This window comes from Pseudomonas sp. EL_65y_Pfl2_R96, assembly GCF_963970905.1.
Classification (GTDB): Bacteria; Pseudomonadota; Gammaproteobacteria; order Pseudomonadales; family Pseudomonadaceae; genus Aquipseudomonas.
In genome coordinates, this window is sequence record NZ_CAXAQH010000013.1 from 13,603 (window position 1) to 30,182 (window position 16,580).

A 16,580-nucleotide genomic window follows, 5' to 3' on the forward strand; every position below is an offset into this window, starting at 1 on the left:
TTGTTGGGCCGGACCGATATACTAAGCGCCAGTTTCTGTGAGCGCTTCACGGACGCCATCGCGGGCAAGCCACGCTCCCACAGGTCATATGTCGTTCTTACGGCGCATGTAAATCCTGTGGGAGCGTGGCTTGCCCGCGATGACGTCCGTGCAGGCGCCACAAGGCAATGGGCCGCTTAGGGATATCGACCATGCAATGGATTTTCATGCTGATTGGGCTGGTGCTGGGCTGGATACTCGACGAGTCGTTCAGCGATGCGCTGTTGGGTGCGTTGCTTGGGTTAGGTATTGGCCAGGCCATTGGCATTGCCCGTTTGGGTTCAAAAGCTGCCGAACAGCACCTTCTGCTGGAGCAGACGCAGGTTGCGCTGAACGCGGTGCAGCAACGTCTGGCGTTGCTGGAGGTGTCTGGCGTCAAAACGCCCGAAACCAGTGAACCTGCGACCAGCGAGCCCGTTCCGTCCCCTGAAATCATTCTCGAGCAAGCCCCTGTCGTAGCCCCGGAGCTGATCTGGGAACTACCGCCCGAACTCGAACCCATCACGGCGGCCGCTACCGAAGCTAGTCGTCCTCTGCCCGATGATGCGTGGAAACCCGAACCGATCGCCCGCGAACCACAGCAACCGGCGGCGCCTCGCGGTCCGAACTTCATCGAGCGGGCCATCAGCGGCGCGCGCAACTGGTTGTTCGGCGGCAATACCGTGCTGCGGGTCGGCGTGGTGCTGTTGTTCCTCGGCCTGGCCTTCCTGTTGCGCTATGCCACTGAAGGCATGGTGGTGCCGGTCGAGCTGCGTTACGCCGGTGTCGCGGCGACGGCCTTGGGCTTGCTCGCTCTGGGCTGGTGGCTGCGATTGCGCAACAGCAATTACGCCTTGATGCTGCAAGGCACCGGGATTGCGGTGTTGTACCTCACGGTATTTGCCGCGATGCGTCTGCATCCATTGCTCGACCCCACGGCGGCGCTGGGCTTGCTGGTGGTGGTGACGGTGTTCTCGGCGATTCTCGCCATTACCCAAAACGCGATGGGCCTGGCCGCCGCTGCCGCGCTCGGCGGTTTCGCCGCGCCGATCCTGACCTCCACCGGGGCTGGCAATCATGTCGCGCTGTTCAGCTATTTCGCCCTGCTCAACGCCGGCATCCTCGCCATCGCATGGTTCAAGGCCTGGCGGCTACTCAACCTGATCGGTTTTGTCGGCACCTTCGGCATCGGGTTGGCTTGGGGCCTGCGTTCCTACAAGCCCGAATTGCTGTGGAGCACCGAGCCGTTCCTGATTCTGTTTTTCCTGATGTACCTGGCCATCGGCCTGCTGTTCGCCCGGCGCAAACTGCTGGAAATGAGCGATGCACCCGAGGACGACAGCCGCGATGCACTGCTGCACTGGTCAGCGCGCAAGGGCGATTACGTCGATGGCACGATGCTGTTCGCGCCACCGCTGGTGGGCTTCGGTTTGCAGTTCGCGTTGGTGGAGCATCTGGAGTTTGCCGCCGCCTTCAGCGCCTTGGCACTGGGCATGATTTACATGGGCCTGGCCCGGTTGTTGATGGGCGGTCGAGCGCTGTTGTTGGCGGAAACCTGTCTGGCGCTGGGGGTGATCTTCGCCAGCCTGGCGATCCCCTTGGGGCTCGACGCACGTTGGACCGCCGCAGCCTGGGCGGTGGAAGGCGCGGGGATTTTCTGGCTCGGCCTGCGTCAACAGCGACCGCTGGCGCGAGCCTTCGCCTTGCTGCTGCAACTGGGCTCGGCCCTGGCCTTCCTCAGTGAGCTGCGCAGCGGCGAGAGCAGCCTGCTCGATGGCGCGCCACTGGGGGCGTTGATGCTCGGCGTGGCGCTGTTGTTCAGCTTCTACCAATTGCGCAAAGCGTTGCCCGAACAGGCATCAAAGTGGGAGCGCCAAGGGTTGCCAGTGCTGGCCTGCCTGGGGCTGACTTTTCTCTATTTGCTGGCGCCGCTGTTCTTCTTCACCCACGGCACGGCGATCAGTTGGGCGCTGGCCGGGTTGGCGACGCTGTTCATTGGCCTGCGCCTGCAATCGCGGGCGTTCCTGTTCACCGCGTTCGCTGTGCAGTTGCTCGGTGGTGTGTTGTTCCTGTTGCGGCTGCAAGGGGCCAACGGTGATTCTGCCGCCGTGTTCAGCGCGGGTTGGAGCGGCTTGCTCAGCGCGTCCCTGATCGGGCTGGCATTGATTGCCGGGATGTTGCTGGCGGCCCGCGACGAAATGGTGCGCAGTGACGTGCGTTTGCTGCGTGGCTTGTCAGTGGTGTTACTGGCCGGTCTGGTGCTGATCAACCTCGCCGTGCTGTTCGTGTTGCCATGGCAAACCGCGAGCGCGGTGTGGGCCGCCAGTGGTTTGTTCATCATCTGGCTGAGCCTGTACCTGAAGCAGCGCGTGAGTTTTGTCTTTGGTCTGCTGTTGCAGGTGATCGGCGGCGCTGCGTTCCTGTTCGCCGGGCCGGACTTGCTCGGGCCGCTGCTCAGCGAAGGGCTGCGACCGCTGGCGCATAGCGGTTTCTGGACGCCGCTGGTGCTGGGTCTGGCCGCATTCGTCGGCGCCTGGCGTTTGCAGCTCGGTAATCATGCTTCGGCCTTCGATAGGTTGAGCTTGCAGCGCTTGTCCGAAGTGTTGCTGGTGTGGGGCACGGGTTGGTGGGCACTGGCGTGGGTCAGCGAAGTGCTGCGCTTTGCGCCGGTGAATCTGCAAGCGACGTTGTTGCTGGCAGTCGCAGCCGTAAGTGTTGCGTTGTGGGCGGTATTGGCGCTGCGTCTGAAGTGGTCGTCGCTGGGCTTGCTCTGCACCTTGCTGATTCCCGCTGCCGGTCTGGTATTACTCGCCGCTTGGCATTCGCGATATCACCCGGCAGGCAACTTCGGCTGGCTGGTTTGGGCTGCGGTGTTCGTCGTGCATTTCTTCTCCCTGCGGCGTCTGGCGCCGATGCTGCCTGCAAGCGCCCTGAGCACCGCCCATGTGCTCGGCAGCTGGCTGTTGATCGGCGTGCTGGCCCTGGAGTTGCGTTACGGCTTGCTGCTGTTGTCGGAACAGTACAACGCCTGGCGCTGGTTGGGCTGGGCGATTCTGCCGAGCCTGTATCTGGTGCTGATGGCTGCACCGCGCGCGTGGCCATGGCCGGTGTCGGCTTATTCCCGCGAGTACCGGGTCTATGCCGCTGCGCCTCTGGCGTTGTTGATGCTCGGCTGGTTCTGGCTGGCGAACATCGCCAGTGACGGCACCGCCGAGCCGTTGCCGTATGTGCCGCTGATCAACCCTCTGGAGCTGGGCCTGTTGTTTGCCCTGTTCGGGGTGTACGTGTGGTCCCGCAACGCGGTCACGCAATTGGCGATCCGCAAGGATTACGCCGATAACGCCACGCAAGTGATTGCCGGTGTATCGCTGTTCGCCTTCTTCACCGCGCTGGTGATGCGCGCGGCTCACCATTGGGGCGGCGTGCCGTTCGCGCTGGATCTGCTGCTTGAATCGATGCTGGTGCAGGCGGGCCTGTCCATCGTCTGGACCCTGATGGCCTTGAGTCTGATGATCGGTGGGCATCTGCGTCATCGTCGCGAAGTCTGGCTGATTGGCGCGGCGTTGATCGCGCTGGTGGTCGCCAAATTGTTCTTCGTTGAATTGAGTAACCGCGGCGGGCTGGCGCGGATCGTGTCGTTTATCGGCGTTGGCGTATTGCTGCTGGTGGTGGGCTATTTCGCCCCGTTGCCACCCAAGCGTGCCGAGGCTGTGCCGGAAGCTGAAAAACCGGCCCCTGAAACCGAAGGAGTGTCGTCTTGAGTCAGAAGCTGAACCTGGGCTGGTGGGGTGCTGTGGTGCTGGGTGTGACGCTGTCGGCCGGCGCTCAGGAGAAACCGGCGGACTTTGCCGCACAGGTGCCGTTGTCCGTGAGTGGCGAGGGCCCGTGGTATCGCCTGGAATTGCCCTTGGGCGTGCAATTGAAAGCGCGACAGACCGATCTCAGCGATCTACGCGTCTTCAATGCGGCCGGTGAGGCTCAGGCGTACGCCCTGGCCCGGGAACCCGCGCAGACCCGCGAAAACCGCACGCAAACCGACGTGAAGTGGTTCCCGTTGTATAACTCGGCGGATGCCACCGAACATGCGCCGAGTGTGCGCGTGCAATCGAACACCAACGGCACGTTGATCGAAGTGCAGCCGTCCAGCCAGTTGGAGGCGGGCGAAGAAGAGCTGCGCGGCTGGTTGCTCGATGCCAGCAGCATCAAGGCGCCGTTGCAGCAATTGATTCTCGACTGGACCAGCGAACGCGACGGTTTCCAGCGTTTCAGCATCGAAGCCAGCGACGATTTGCAGCATTGGCAGTCGTGGGGTGAAGGGCAGGTGGCGCGTCTGACGTTTGCCGACGAACGGGTCGAGCAACATGAAGTCGGCCTGCCGGGGCAATCGGCGCGCTATTTGCGCTTGCTATGGAATTCGCCTCAGTCGGCGCCGATGCTGACGTCGGCGCAACTGGAAAGCGCCAGCCCGCGCACCTTGCCGCTGCCGTTGGTCTGGTCGCAACCGTTGGCCGGCACCAGCGTGAAGGCCGGTGAGTACATCTGGCAATTGCCGATGGGATTGAACGTCCAGCGGCTGCAGATCGAGCTGAGTCAGCCCAACAGCCTGGCCCCGGTGACGTTGTCGGGGCGGCGGGAGACCAGCCTGCCGTGGCAACCGCTGACCAGCGGTTTGCTGTATCGCCTGACCCAGAATGGCCAGGACGTGGTGCAGAACGAATTGCAGTTGTCGGGCCAGACTGTGCAGCAATTGAAGCTGACGGTGGATGAGCGCGGCGGTGGCCTGGGCGCTGAAGCGCCAACCGTGCGGTTTGCCGTGCGCTCCACGCAACTGGTGTTCCTGGCGCGCGGGGCCGGGCCTTATACGCTGGCGCTGGGGAGTGCGACGGTGAAGGCGGCGAGCTTGCCGTTGTCGACGCTGATTCCGGATTACAGCGCGGCGAAGCTGGCGACGTTGGGCAAGGCGACGGTGGATGGAGCCGCAGTGGTGACCCCGGTGGCGACAGCGCCCGCGCTGGTGGGCATGAACTGGAAGAAGTTCGGGTTGTGGGCGGTGTTGTTGCTCAGTGTGCTGTTTCTGGGGGGCATGGCGTTCAGTTTGCTGCGCAAGCCTGCTGCTAAACCCTGAGGATGGCTGGCGCTGCACGCCATTCGCGAGCAAGCCCGCGAAAGCGGTCTGTCAGCCACAAAAAAACCTCAATCCGCCGCTGATCCACAAGCCACATCGGCCCCTTTTCGAACTACGCTCAACCCCGCGCATGAACTCTATTGGGTGTATCACGTCTGATAGGAGGAAATGCGCCCTGACTCGCGTTAAACTGCACGGGTTTTTAGCCCCCCCATTCCTCCGGAGCCTTCCATGTCCCGCGTTACCCTGAGTCGCTATTTGATTGAGCAGACCCGCAGCAACAACACTCCTGCCGATCTGCGCTTCCTGATCGAAGTGGTGGCGCGTGCCTGCAAGGAGATCAACCACGCCGTGTCCAAAGGCGCCCTGGGTGGCGTTCTGGGCAGCATGGGCACTGAAAACGTCCAGGGCGAAGTGCAGAAGAAGCTCGACGTAATCTCCAACGAGATCCTGCTCGAAGCCAACGAATGGGGCGGTCACCTGGCCGGCATGGCGTCCGAAGAAATGGACAATGCCTACCAGATCCCGGGCAAATACCCGAAAGGCGCGTACCTGCTGGTATTCGACCCGCTGGACGGTTCGTCGAACATCGACATCAACGCCCCGGTCGGCACCATCTTCTCGGTACTGCGTTGCCCGAACGAATACCTGACCCAGAACGAACCCTTGAATGAAAAGGCCTTCCTGCAGCCAGGTACCCAGCAAGTGGCCGCCGGTTATGCGATCTACGGTCCGCAGACCATGCTGATCCTGACTTTGGGTGACGGCGTGAAAGGCTTCACCCTGGACCGTGAAATGGGCAGCTTCGTATTGACCCACGAAAACATCACCATTCCTGAAACCACCCAGGAATTTGCCATCAACGCGTCCAACCAGCGTCACTGGGAGGCACCGGTACAGCGCTACGTCGGCGAATTGCTGGCAGGCGACGAAGGCCCGCTGAAAAAGAACTACAACATGCGCTGGGTTGCCGCGATGGTCGCCGACGTGCACCGCATCCTGAACCGTGGTGGCCTGTTCATGTACCCACGCGACAGCCGCGAGCCGTCCAAGCCGGGCAAACTGCGTCTGATGTACGAAGCCAACCCGATGTCGTTCCTGGTGGAGCAAGCCGGCGGCGCCTCCACCGACGGCCACCAGCGCATCCTCGACATCCAGCCGGAAGGCCTGCACCAGCGTGTTGCGGTGTTCCTCGGTTCGAAAGAAGAAGTTGCCCGCGTCACGGCTTACCACAAGGAATAAACCATGACCGCGCCCTGGCAGCCGTTACTCGAATGGTGGTTCGGATCTTTCGAATCACCCAACGAAATAGCGGCTGACAAGGGCAAGTTATGGTTCGGCAAGCGTGACAGTCAGGACCTCGAAGCGCGGATGCGTTTCGGGGACCTGGTCGAGCAGGCACTGGCCGGTGGATTGACCGAGTGGGCGCAACGCCCCGAAGGTTGGCTGGCTCTGGTGCTGTTGCTCGATCAACTGCCGCGTATGATCTTTCGCGATACCCCCAAATCCTTTTCCGGCGATCTCAGGGCTCAGGCACTGGTAGCGCAGGGCATTGCCGCGGATTTCGATCGGCAACTACGACCGATCCAGCGGGTGTTTATCTACCTGGTGTTCGAGCATTGCGAAAATCTGGCCGTGCAGAACGAAGCGGTTTCGCGGTTTCTTGATCTGGTTGAACAGCAACCGGAGGCGGATCGGGCGGTGTTTGCCGATAACCTGGATTATGCCGAGCGGCATCAGAAGATCATTGCGCGGTTTGGGCGGTTTCCCCATCGCAATGTGGTGTTGGGGCGTGAGTCTACTGCTGAGGAGCTGGAGTTTCTTTCAGGTCCCGGATCCCGCTTCTAGCTTTTCGTTGTTGCTGATACCGCCATCGCGAGCAGGCTCGCTCCCACATGGATCTTTGTCGCTCTGGAGATCCACTGTGGGAGCGAGCCTGCTCGCGATGAGGCCATCAAGAGCGCCTTAGATCCTGAAGCTACCCACCAACTGCTTCAATCGCGCCGCCTGCTGCTCAAGGTCGGCACACGCACGCAAGGTCGACTGCAAGTTCTCCACACCTTCCTGATTCAGCGTATTGATTTCGGTGATGTCGACGTTGATCGACTCAACCACGGCCGTCTGCTCTTCGGTCGCGGTGGCCACCGACTGGTTCATCCCGTCAATCTCACCGATGCGCTGCGTCACGCTGCCCAAGCGTTCGCCGGCCTGGTTGGCGATGCCGACGCTGCTTTCGCTCTGGTGCTGGCTGTCGGTCATGGTGCTGACCGCTTCTCGGGCGCCGACTTGCAGCTCCTCGATCATCTTCTGCACTTGCTGCGCCGAATCCTGAGTGCGGTGGGCGAGGTTGCGCACCTCATCGGCGACCACGGCAAAACCACGGCCGGCTTCACCGGCACGGGCCGCCTCGATGGCCGCATTGAGCGCCAGCAGGTTGGTCTGTTGCGAGATGCTGGTGATCACTTCCAGAATCTGACCGATGTTCACCGTGTTGCTGTTGAGCGTTTCGATGTTGCCGCACGAATCGCTGATCTTCGCTGACAGTTGCTGCATCGCGGCGATGGTTTTATCCACTACTTGCTGACCGTCTTCGGCCAGGGCCCGCGCGTCGCTGGAGTGCTGGGAGGCGAGGGCGGCGTTCTGGGCGATTTCCTGGGCGGCGGCGCCCAGTTCGTTGATCGCCGCTGCCACGCTGCTGGTGCGCGAAGCTTGCTGGTCGGAGTTGAACATCGACGAGTTGGAGGCGGCCACTACCCGCAAGGCCACTTCGTTGACCTGGCCGGTGGCCGAGGACACTTCCCGGATCGAGGTATGGATACGCTCGACGAAACGGTTGAACGAGGTGCCCAGTGCACCGAATTCGTCCTGGCCGTGGATGGTCAGGCGTTTGGTCAGGTCACCTTCGCCCTCGGCGATGTCATGCATGGCGCGGCCCATGATCAGCAGCGGTTGCATCAGTACGCGGATCAACATGCCCAGCAGCGCGATGATGATCACCACGGCGATGACCATGGCAATAATCGCCGAAGTACGGAATTCGCTGAGCATCGAGAAGGCGGTTTCCTGATCCAGCACCAGTGCTACGTACCAGTCCGCCGAAGGCACACCGTTAATGTGGGTGAAGGAGATGAACTGGGCTTTGCCGTCCACTTCGACTTCTTTCAGCTCCGGGCTGATTTTTGGCGCGCCGTTGGGGTAGGCATCGGCCAGGTTCTTGAGCACCAGTTTGCTGTCGGGGTGGATCAGGATTTTGCCGTCGGCGCTGACAATGAACGCATGGCCATGACCGCCGAAATTCAGCGAGTTGATGATCGCGCTGACGCTGGACAGGTCAATATCCGCGCCGGCGACGCCAATCATCTGGCTCTGGTGCTTCACCGGCGTGGCCACGGTGATCACCAGTTTGCCCGACGAGGCCGCGATATAGGGTTCGGTGACGATGGTCTGTTGTGCGCTATTGGCCGCTTTGTACCAGCCACGGGCACGCGGGTCGTAGTCCGCGGCGCGATTGCCGGCCGGGACCGAGAACATTACGCCATCGGTGCCGCCGAAGTAGCTCAGCTGGAAGTTGCTGGTGTAGGCCGGCAGGTCGATGGCGCGCTTGAGGTTGGCTTGGGCGCTGCCGTCCACCGCGATCTGCTGGGACAGCGATTGCAGCAATTGGATGCGGCTTTCCAGCCAGGTCTGGATGTTGCTGGTGGTCAGGCTGCCGAGTTCCTGCATCGAGGATTCGGTACTGCTGCGCAGGGTCTGCCGCTGGCGGTAATCGTTGAACAGGATGAAACAGGCAAATGCGACGGCCACCACGAGAGCGGCTGCCAGCAAGATCTTGTGGCTGAATTTCATATTTCTGGTCATTAAATGATCTACCGCGCAGGGGCTGGTCAGCAAAGAGGCGTCAATTTGCCACAGTAGAAGGCTTGGCGCTGCTTTTATGTCGACTGGCCAGCGCCAAAGATTAGCCGGGTTTGACGAAAACCGACGAAATACTCAACGACACGAGAAAGTGGCTGATTTATCGGCAAAAGCCTGACGGGCGGCCGAACAAATAGCCGGAGGGTCAGGGAACCAGACAGGGGTTTTCTCTTCTAAGCTTCAGCTTGGCAGCCATGCCATTCCCTTCGCACCAGGAGTTACACCATGTCGCTGCGATCTATCGCCTTGCTCTCGTTCTGCGTGTTGTTGGCCGCGTGCGGCAAGATCAATCAGGAAAACTACTCGAAGCTGTCGACCGGCATGCCCAAGGCCGAGGTTGAAACCTTGCTGGGCAAACCCACCGACTGCTCGGGCGCGCTCGGCATGTCCAGCTGCACCTGGGGTGACAAAAACAGCTTTATCAGCGTGCAGTACGCCGGTGACAAAGTGCTGATGTTCTCTGGCCAAGGCCTGAAATAAACCGGGGCTACGCGCCCACGGGAGAAAAAAATAATGAAGCGGTTATTGATCGTTCTTTTTGCCGGCCTGGTATTGGCCGGCTGCGCCACTTCTGGCGTAGATCCGTTGGCACCCAAGACCGTCAACACGGTCAATCTCAAGCGCTACCAGGGAACCTGGTACGAGTTGGCGCGTCTGCCGGTGTATTTCCAGCGTAACTGCGCGCAATCCGAAGCCCATTACAGCCTCAAACCTGACGGTGAAATGGCGGTGCTGAACCGCTGTCTGACGTCGGATTGGCAATGGGAAGAGGCCAAAGGCACGGCTTATCCACAGGTGCCCGGCAAGGCCGACAAGCTGTGGGTCGAGTTCGATACCTGGTTCTCGCGACTGATACCCGGTGTGTCGAAGGGAGAATACTGGGTGTTGTACGTCAGCGATGACTACAAGACCGCGATTGTCGGCGACCCGAGCCGCCATCATCTCTGGCTGCTGTCACGGACCCCGACGGTCAATGGCGTGGTGCGTGAAGAACTGCTGAGCAAGGCGCGTCAGCAGGGGTATGACACGACGCGGCTGATCTGGCGCACGTCGGATACCAAGATGGCGAAGACTTCGAATTAGGCTGTCGCTGAAGATCAAAAATGGTGGGAGCGAGCCTGCTCGCGATAGCGGAATGTCAGTCAACATATCTGTTGAATTTGACGGCCCTATCGCGAGCAGGCTCGCTCCCACATTTTTTTGTGTCAGCCCAAGAGGTTGCGCAGGACTTGGGTGAATGCGCGGTTGCTTTCTTCTTCACCGGCATGTCGCCCGTCACGCACGACCCATTGGCCGTTGACCAGCACATCCCGCACCTGGCGATCGCCGCCGGCAAACAACCACCGATTGAGAATTCCGTCGCCACTGGCCGTCGCCAGGTACGGATCGTTGCCGTCCAGCACCAGCCAGTCGGCACGTTTGCCGACTTCCAGGCCACCAATCGGTTGGCCCAATGCCTGGGCACCGCCATCCAGCGCCGCGTCGTACAGCGTGCGGCCGACCATCGGCTGATCCGCGCCATACAACCGATTACGCCGCTGATCGCGCAGACGCTGGCCATATTCCAGCCAGCGCAACTCTTCCACCACGCTCAACGACACATGGCTGTCGGAACCGATGCCCATGCGCCCACCCTGAGCCAGGAAGTCCACCGCCGGGAAAATCCCGTCACCGAGGTTGGCTTCAGTGGTCAGGCACAGGCCGGCGATGGCGCGGCTTTTGGCCATGAGCGTGACTTCTTCCGGGTTGGCGTGAGTGGCGTGGACCAGGCACCAGCGCTGATCGACTTCGGTGTTTTCGTACAGCCATTGCAGCGGACGACGACCGCTCCAGCTCAGGCAGTCGTCGACTTCTTTCTGCTGTTCGGCAATGTGAATGTGTACCGGGCACTGCTTGTCGCTGGCCGCCAGCACTTCGCTGATCTGCTGCGGTGTGACCGCGCGTAACGAGTGGAAACACAGGCCGAGCGACTGCGCCGGTTGCTGCGCCAGGATCGGCTGCAAGCGCGACTGAAGTTTCAGGTAGTTTTCGGTGCTGTTGATAAAGCGGCGCTGGCCTTCATTCGGGGCCTGGCCACCGAAACCGGAGTGGCTGTAGAGCACGGGCAAAAGGGTCAACCCGATACCGGCAGAGCTGGCCGCCTGGCTGATGCGCAGCGCCAGTTCGGCCGGGTCTGCATAAGGCTGGCCGTTATTGTCGTGATGTACGTAATGAAACTCCGCGACCGAGGTGTAGCCGGCCTTGAGCATTTCGATGTACAGCTGACGGGCGATGACGCCGAGTTGGTCCGGGCTGATTTTTCCGACGAGACGGTACATCAAATCACGCCAGGTCCAGAAACTGTCGTTCGGATTTCCCGCCACTTCCGCCAGCCCGGCCATGGCCCGCTGGAAGGCGTGGGAGTGTAAATTCGGCATCCCCGGCAGCAGCGGGCCGCTCAACCGTTCGGCGCCATCTGCGTGGGAATCGGCCTGGACATGGGTCAGTACGCCATCGGCGCTGACCTCAAGACGTACATTGTTGGCCCATCCACTAGGCAGCAGCGCGCGTTCGGCAAAGAAGGCGGACATGGTTCAGCACCCCATCGTGTGTTATTTGTATATACATATACAGACGTTTGCCTGCTCGGTAAACTCCGGCAAGCTAGCAACCTCTAACGAATGAACAAGGATTAACCGTGCCGACTCCCTCTGCCACATTGCCGCCGAATGCCAATCTGAGCGCCAATCTGGGCGACAGTCCGGCGCCCTTGTACGCCCGCGTAAAACAAATGATCACCCAGCAAATCGACAGTGGAAACTGGCCGCCGCACTACCGCGTTCCGTCGGAAAGCGAGTTGGTCAGCCAGTTGGGTTTCAGTCGCATGACCATCAACCGCGCCCTGCGCGAGATGACTGCCGATGGCCTGCTGGTGCGTATGCAGGGTGTCGGTACGTTCGTCGCCGAGCCGAAAAGTCAGTCTGCCTTGTTTGAAGTGCACAACATCGCCGACGAGATCGCCTCCCGTGGCCATCGTCACACTTGCAAGGTGATCACCCTTGAAGAAGAGGCCGCCGGTTCCGAGCGGGCCCTGGCCCTGGACATGCGCGAAGGCCAGAAAGTGTTCCACTCGCTGATCGTGCATTTCGAAAACGATATTCCGGTGCAAATCGAAGACCGTTTCGTCAACGCGCTGGTGGCACCGGACTACCTCAAGCAAGACTTTACCCTGCAAACGCCTTACGCCTATCTGAATCAGGTTGCGCCGTTGACCGAAGGCGAGCACGTGGTCGAAGCGATTCTGGCTGAGCCATCCGAGTGCAAGTTGCTGCAGATTGAAAAGGGCGAGCCGTGCCTGCTGATTCGTCGTCGCACCTGGTCTGGCCGTCAGCCAGTGACCGCCGCCCGTTTGATCCACCCCGGTTCCCGTCATCGTCTGGAAGGACGGTTTCATAAATAAAGAGCCATCAATAACAAAGAGATACAAATGGGTCAGTTGAAGGTTTTACGCGCTGAAGATTACCCGCGCATGCCGTGGAAAAACGGCGGCGGCAGCACCGAAGAAATCACCCGCGATACCGGTGTGGGGCTTGATGGTTTTGGCTGGCGCCTGTCGATTGCCGACATCGGCGAGTCGGGCGGGTTTTCCACTTTTGCCGGTTATGAGCGGGTGATCACCGTGCTGCAAGGCGAGGGCATGACCTTGCGCGTCGATGGTCAGGACACGCGGGCGTTGTTACCGCTGGACCCGTTTGCTTTCAGTGGCGAGAGTCACGTGTTCTGCGCATTGCTCGGCGGACCGATTCGCGATTTCAACCTGATTTATGCGCCGGATCGTTACCGCGCGCGGTTGCAGTGGCTGGAAGGTAAGCAGCGGTTTTTTAGTGAGGCCGGGACTCTGCTGGTATTCAGTGTCAGTGAAGCGCTTGAAGTGAAGGTCGGTAACAGCGCATCGCAACTCGGTCGCCATGATTGCCTGCAACTGGATGGTAACGCCGGGCTGCTGGATATCTCTATCAAGGGTCAGTGCTGTGTGATCGAGCTGATTGCACGCTGATCCAGCACCGAGTCGCCTCTATCGCGGGCAAGCCCGCTCCCACAGGGACATCATCGTACTTGTGGGAGCGGGCTTGCCCGCGATGCTTTTCAGGGCCTGAACCTCGTTTCCCATCGCGCACCACTTTGTTACCGAACGCCCCAGCGTGGCGCAAAACCCCGCTCAAGTAACAGCCTTCGCCCCTTCCGCCAAATCCCCTCGAAAAATTTCATCTGCGCCAGAGCCCTTGATCCAGGCGCTTTCCAGCCCTTTCAGAATTTTTCTTGAATGCTTATCCGGCAAGTTGGCCGTTTGATTGCATATGCTTGTATGTACAAGTAAAGACGTATGCGTATGAGTCGATCGAGACTCCTCGTAACGTCCACTGATTCGCTTGTGGCGCAACGATGCGCACAGGCTGGCTCGCCCACCGCCAGGGTTGGTTTGGATTTGATCGCTGAGGAGTCTTTTTCGTGACTGACAACACCCAGAAACCTACTAAATACCGCAATGTCGAAATCCGCGCTGCTCGCGGTAACAAGCTGACCGCCAAGAGCTGGCTGACTGAAGCGCCGCTGCGCATGCTGATGAACAACCTTGACCCGGAAGTTGCCGAGAACCCTAAAGAACTGGTGGTTTACGGTGGTATCGGTCGTGCGGCACGTAACTGGGAATGCTACGACAAGATCGTCGAAAGCCTGACCAACCTGAACGACGACGAGACCCTGCTGGTGCAATCCGGCAAGCCGGTCGGCGTATTCAAGACCCACAGCAACGCCCCGCGTGTACTGATCGCCAACTCCAACCTGGTACCACACTGGGCCAGTTGGGAACACTTCAACGAACTGGACGCCAAAGGCCTGGCCATGTACGGCCAGATGACCGCCGGCAGCTGGATCTACATCGGCAGCCAGGGCATCGTTCAGGGCACCTACGAAACCTTCGTCGAAGCCGGTCGCCAACACTACAACGATGACCTGAAAGGTCGTTGGGTCCTGACCGCAGGCCTCGGCGGCATGGGCGGCGCCCAGCCTCTGGCCGCAACCCTGGCCGGCGCTTGCTCGCTGAACATCGAATGCCAGCAAGTGAGCATCGACTTCCGCCTGAAAAGCCGCTATGTCGACGAGCAAGCCACCGACCTCGACGACGCGCTGGCCCGCATCGCCAAATACACCAAGGAAGGCAAAGCGATTTCCATTGCCCTGCTGGGCAACGCGGCAGAAATCCTGCCGGAACTGGTCAAGCGCGGTGTGCGCCCGGACATGGTCACCGACCAGACCAGCGCCCACGACCCACTCAACGGCTACCTGCCGGCCGGCTGGACCTGGGACCAGTACCGTGCTCGCGCCAAGACCGAACCCGCCGCAGTGATCAAAGCTGCCAAGCAATCGATGGCTGTGCACGTCAAGGCGATGTTGGACTTCCAGAAAATGGGCGTGCCGACCTTCGACTACGGCAACAACATCCGTCAGATGGCGCAGGAAGAAGGCGTCGAGAACGCATTCGACTTCCCAGGCTTCGTACCAGCTTACATCCGTCCGCTGTTCTGCCGTGGCATCGGCCCGTTCCGTTGGGCTGCACTGTCGGGCGACCCGCAGGACATCTACAAGACCGACGCCAAGGTCAAAGAACTGATCCCGGACGACGCCCACCTGCACAACTGGCTGGACATGGCCCGCGAGCGCATCAGCTTCCAGGGTCTGCCGGCACGTATCTGCTGGGTTGGCCTGGGCCTGCGCGCCAAGCTGGGTCTGGCGTTCAACGAAATGGTGCGCAGCGGTGAATTGTCCGCGCCAATCGTGATCGGTCGCGATCACCTGGACTCCGGCTCTGTTGCCAGCCCGAACCGCGAAACCGAATCGATGCAGGACGGTTCCGACGCCGTGTCCGACTGGCCACTGCTCAACGCCTTGCTCAACACCGCGAGCGGCGCGACCTGGGTTTCCCTGCACCACGGCGGCGGCGTCGGCATGGGCTTCTCCCAGCACTCGGGCATGGTGATTGTCTGCGACGGTACGGATGAAGCGGCCGAGCGTATCGCTCGCGTGCTGCACAACGACCCGGCGACTGGCGTTATGCGTCACGCCGATGCCGGTTACCAGATCGCGATCGATTGCGCCAAGGAGCAGGGGCTGAACCTGCCGATGATTACCGGCAAATAAAACGAACCTGTGGAAACTGCTTTATGTGGGAGCGGGCTTGCTCGCGAAGAGGCCGCCACATTCAACATCTGTGCTGGCTGATACGCCGCTTTCGCGAGCAAGCCCGCTCTCACAAAAAAAGCAGTTCCATGGAAAACGGTTTCACAGCGAATTCCTGATTGAACCATAGCGCAGTACCCGAGTGTTTGATCTTGCCGGTCGAGCAGGACGATGTTGCAGACCCAACAACAAGCAGGGCGGGTCGCGCGGTTGCGCAGACCTGATTGGACGTGGACAGGGCCGGATGCCTCTTGACTGCCGTAAGCCAATTCATGATTAGGAGCGTCACACAATGAAATCGAACAAGACCCTGCTGACCACATTGCTTTCCATGGGCCTGTTGGCCAGTGCCGGCGCCACTCAGGCGGCAGGCTGGTGCGAATCGGGCAAACCGGTGAAATTCGCCGGCCTGAACTGGGAAAGCGCCATGCTGCTGACCGACGTGCTGCAAGTCGTGCTGGAGAAAGGCTACGACTGCAAGACCGACAGCCTGCCGGGCAACTCCATCACCATGGAAAACGCCCTGAGCAGCAACGACATCCAAGTGTTCGCCGAAGAGTGGGTCGGCCGCAGCGAAGTCTGGAACAAGGCCGAGAAGGCCGGCAAAGTCGTCGGTGTCGGTGCGCCGGTGGTGGGTGCCGTCGAAGGCTGGTACGTGCCGCGCTATGTGGTTGAAGGCGACGCCAAGCGTAAGTTGGAAGCCAAAGCACCGGACCTGAAAAACATTGCCGATCTGGCCAAATATTCCGCTGTGTTCAAGGATGCGGAAGAACCCTCCAAGGGCCGCTTCTACAACTGCCCGGCCGGCTGGACTTGCGAGCTGGATAACAGCGAAATGCTGAAAAGCTATGGCCTGGAAAACAGCTACACCAACTTCCGTCCAGGCACCGGCCCGGCGCTGGATGCGGCGGTGCTGTCGAGCTACAAGCGTGGCGAGCCGATCCTGTTCTACTACTGGTCGCCAACCCCGCTGATGGGCCAGATCGACGTGGTCAAACTGGAAGAAAAACCGGGCGTGGACAAGCGCGTGACCATCAAGGTCGGCCTGTCCAAGACCTTCCACGAGCAAGCCCCGGAACTGGTGGCTGTGCTGGAAAAGGTCAACCTGCCAATCGACCTGCTGAACCAGAACCTGGGGCGTATGGCCAAGGAGCGGATCGAGTCGCCAAAACTGGCCAAGATCTTCTTGAAGGAACATCCTGAAGTCTGGCACGCATGGGTGAGCGACGACGCAGCCAAGAAAATCGACGCGGCCTTGTAGGTTGAGCCTCTCCGACTGTCGGCGACGGCAGTCGGATGCTTGATC

12 protein-coding genes and 1 pseudogene are annotated in these 16,580 nt (G+C 60.6%); 10 read left to right on the top strand and 3 right to left on the bottom strand.

Features of this window, described 5'->3' with window-relative positions:
- Positions 1-191: 191 nt before the first annotated feature.
- The 4 genes from AACY49_RS15120 (at position 192) to AACY49_RS15135 (ending at position 6,991) form a co-directional block, all read left to right on the top strand.
- Positions 192-3,779 carry a DUF2339 domain-containing protein gene (locus AACY49_RS15120; RefSeq protein WP_339524776.1) on the top strand — a complete coding sequence of 1,196 codons (3,588 nt, stop codon included), beginning with the start codon at positions 192-194 and terminating at the stop codon, positions 3,777-3,779.
- On the top strand, positions 3,776-5,143 hold the full coding sequence (locus tag AACY49_RS15125) for a DUF3999 domain-containing protein (protein ID WP_339524778.1): 1,368 nt from the start codon (positions 3,776-3,778) through the stop codon (positions 5,141-5,143). Before AACY49_RS15120 ends, AACY49_RS15125 begins: the two co-directional genes overlap by 4 nt.
- 231 nt (positions 5,144-5,374) lie before the next feature.
- Positions 5,375-6,385 (top strand): class 1 fructose-bisphosphatase, encoded by a 1,011-nt coding sequence (locus AACY49_RS15130; protein WP_038978569.1) that lies wholly within the window; start codon positions 5,375-5,377, stop codon positions 6,383-6,385.
- A gap of 3 nt (positions 6,386-6,388) precedes the next feature.
- Positions 6,389-6,991, top strand: a complete 603-nt coding sequence (locus AACY49_RS15135) for a DUF924 family protein (RefSeq protein ID WP_320392523.1) — start codon at positions 6,389-6,391, stop codon at positions 6,989-6,991.
- Positions 6,992-7,108: 117 nt separating this feature from the next.
- On the opposite strand, the gene AACY49_RS31845 is transcribed toward AACY49_RS15135, so the two are convergent.
- Positions 7,109-7,873, bottom strand: a complete 765-nt coding sequence (locus AACY49_RS31845; protein WP_408980649.1) for a methyl-accepting chemotaxis protein — start codon at positions 7,871-7,873, stop codon at positions 7,109-7,111.
- Positions 7,874-7,966: 93 nt separating this feature from the next.
- Positions 7,967-9,001, bottom strand: a pseudogene (locus AACY49_RS31850) (HAMP domain-containing protein); the annotation flags it as partial.
- A 282-nt stretch (positions 9,002-9,283) separates the two neighbouring features.
- Here AACY49_RS31850 and AACY49_RS15145 point away from each other — a divergent pair.
- Both AACY49_RS15145 and AACY49_RS15150 read left to right on the top strand, forming a co-directional pair.
- On the top strand, positions 9,284-9,538 hold the full coding sequence (locus AACY49_RS15145; protein ID WP_007907841.1) for a hypothetical protein: 255 nt from the start codon (positions 9,284-9,286) through the stop codon (positions 9,536-9,538).
- A 33-nt stretch (positions 9,539-9,571) separates the two neighbouring features.
- Positions 9,572-10,141, top strand: a complete 570-nt coding sequence (locus AACY49_RS15150) for a lipocalin family protein (protein WP_320392522.1) — start codon at positions 9,572-9,574, stop codon at positions 10,139-10,141.
- Positions 10,142-10,263: 122 nt separating this feature from the next.
- On the opposite strand, the gene AACY49_RS15155 is transcribed toward AACY49_RS15150, so the two are convergent.
- Positions 10,264-11,628 (bottom strand): formimidoylglutamate deiminase, encoded by a 1,365-nt coding sequence (locus AACY49_RS15155; protein ID WP_339524783.1) that lies wholly within the window; start codon positions 11,626-11,628, stop codon positions 10,264-10,266.
- 200 nt (positions 11,629-11,828) lie between these two features.
- On the opposite strand from AACY49_RS15155, the gene hutC reads away from it, so the two are divergent.
- The 4 genes from hutC to AACY49_RS15175 all read left to right on the top strand — a co-directional run bounded on the left by hutC (position 11,829) and on the right by AACY49_RS15175 (position 16,535).
- Entirely contained in the window at positions 11,829-12,497 is a 669-nt protein-coding gene (hutC, locus tag AACY49_RS15160) for a histidine utilization repressor (protein WP_244858324.1), read from the top strand.
- A 27-nt stretch (positions 12,498-12,524) separates the two neighbouring features.
- A complete protein-coding gene (locus tag AACY49_RS15165) occupies positions 12,525-13,094 on the top strand; it encodes a HutD/Ves family protein (protein ID WP_258697972.1) in 570 nt (189 codons plus the stop codon).
- Between the two features lie 452 nt (positions 13,095-13,546).
- Positions 13,547-15,235: a urocanate hydratase gene (gene hutU, locus AACY49_RS15170; RefSeq protein ID WP_258697971.1), complete on the top strand. Its 1,689-nt coding sequence runs from the start codon at positions 13,547-13,549 to the stop codon at positions 15,233-15,235.
- Between the two features lie 331 nt (positions 15,236-15,566).
- The gene (locus AACY49_RS15175; protein WP_258697970.1) at positions 15,567-16,535 is read left to right on the top strand and encodes an ABC transporter substrate-binding protein; all 969 of its coding nucleotides are present in this window, start codon (positions 15,567-15,569) and stop codon (positions 16,533-16,535) included.
- Positions 16,536-16,580 lie beyond the last annotated feature (45 nt).

Bases quoted from the DNA above. Each gene is read 5' to 3' on its own strand.
- AACY49_RS15150 (WP_320392522.1), top strand. From the start codon at position 9,572: ATGAAGCGGTTATTGATCGTTCTTTTTGCCGGCCTGGTATTGGCCGGC.
- AACY49_RS15120 (WP_339524776.1), top strand. From the start codon at position 192: ATGCAATGGATTTTCATGCTGATTGGGCTGGTGCTGGGCTGGATACTC.
- AACY49_RS15145 (WP_007907841.1), top strand. From the start codon at position 9,284: ATGTCGCTGCGATCTATCGCCTTGCTCTCGTTCTGCGTGTTGTTGGCC.
- AACY49_RS15135 (WP_320392523.1), top strand. From the start codon at position 6,389: ATGACCGCGCCCTGGCAGCCGTTACTCGAATGGTGGTTCGGATCTTTC.
- AACY49_RS15155 (WP_339524783.1), bottom strand. From the start codon at position 11,628: ATGTCCGCCTTCTTTGCCGAACGCGCGCTGCTGCCTAGTGGATGGGCC.
- hutC (WP_244858324.1), top strand. From the start codon at position 11,829: ATGATCACCCAGCAAATCGACAGTGGAAACTGGCCGCCGCACTACCGC.
- AACY49_RS15165 (WP_258697972.1), top strand. From the start codon at position 12,525: ATGGGTCAGTTGAAGGTTTTACGCGCTGAAGATTACCCGCGCATGCCG.
- AACY49_RS15175 (WP_258697970.1), top strand. From the start codon at position 15,567: ATGAAATCGAACAAGACCCTGCTGACCACATTGCTTTCCATGGGCCTG.
- AACY49_RS31845 (WP_408980649.1), bottom strand. From the start codon at position 7,873: ATGTTCAACTCCGACCAGCAAGCTTCGCGCACCAGCAGCGTGGCAGCG.
- AACY49_RS15130 (WP_038978569.1), top strand. From the start codon at position 5,375: ATGTCCCGCGTTACCCTGAGTCGCTATTTGATTGAGCAGACCCGCAGC.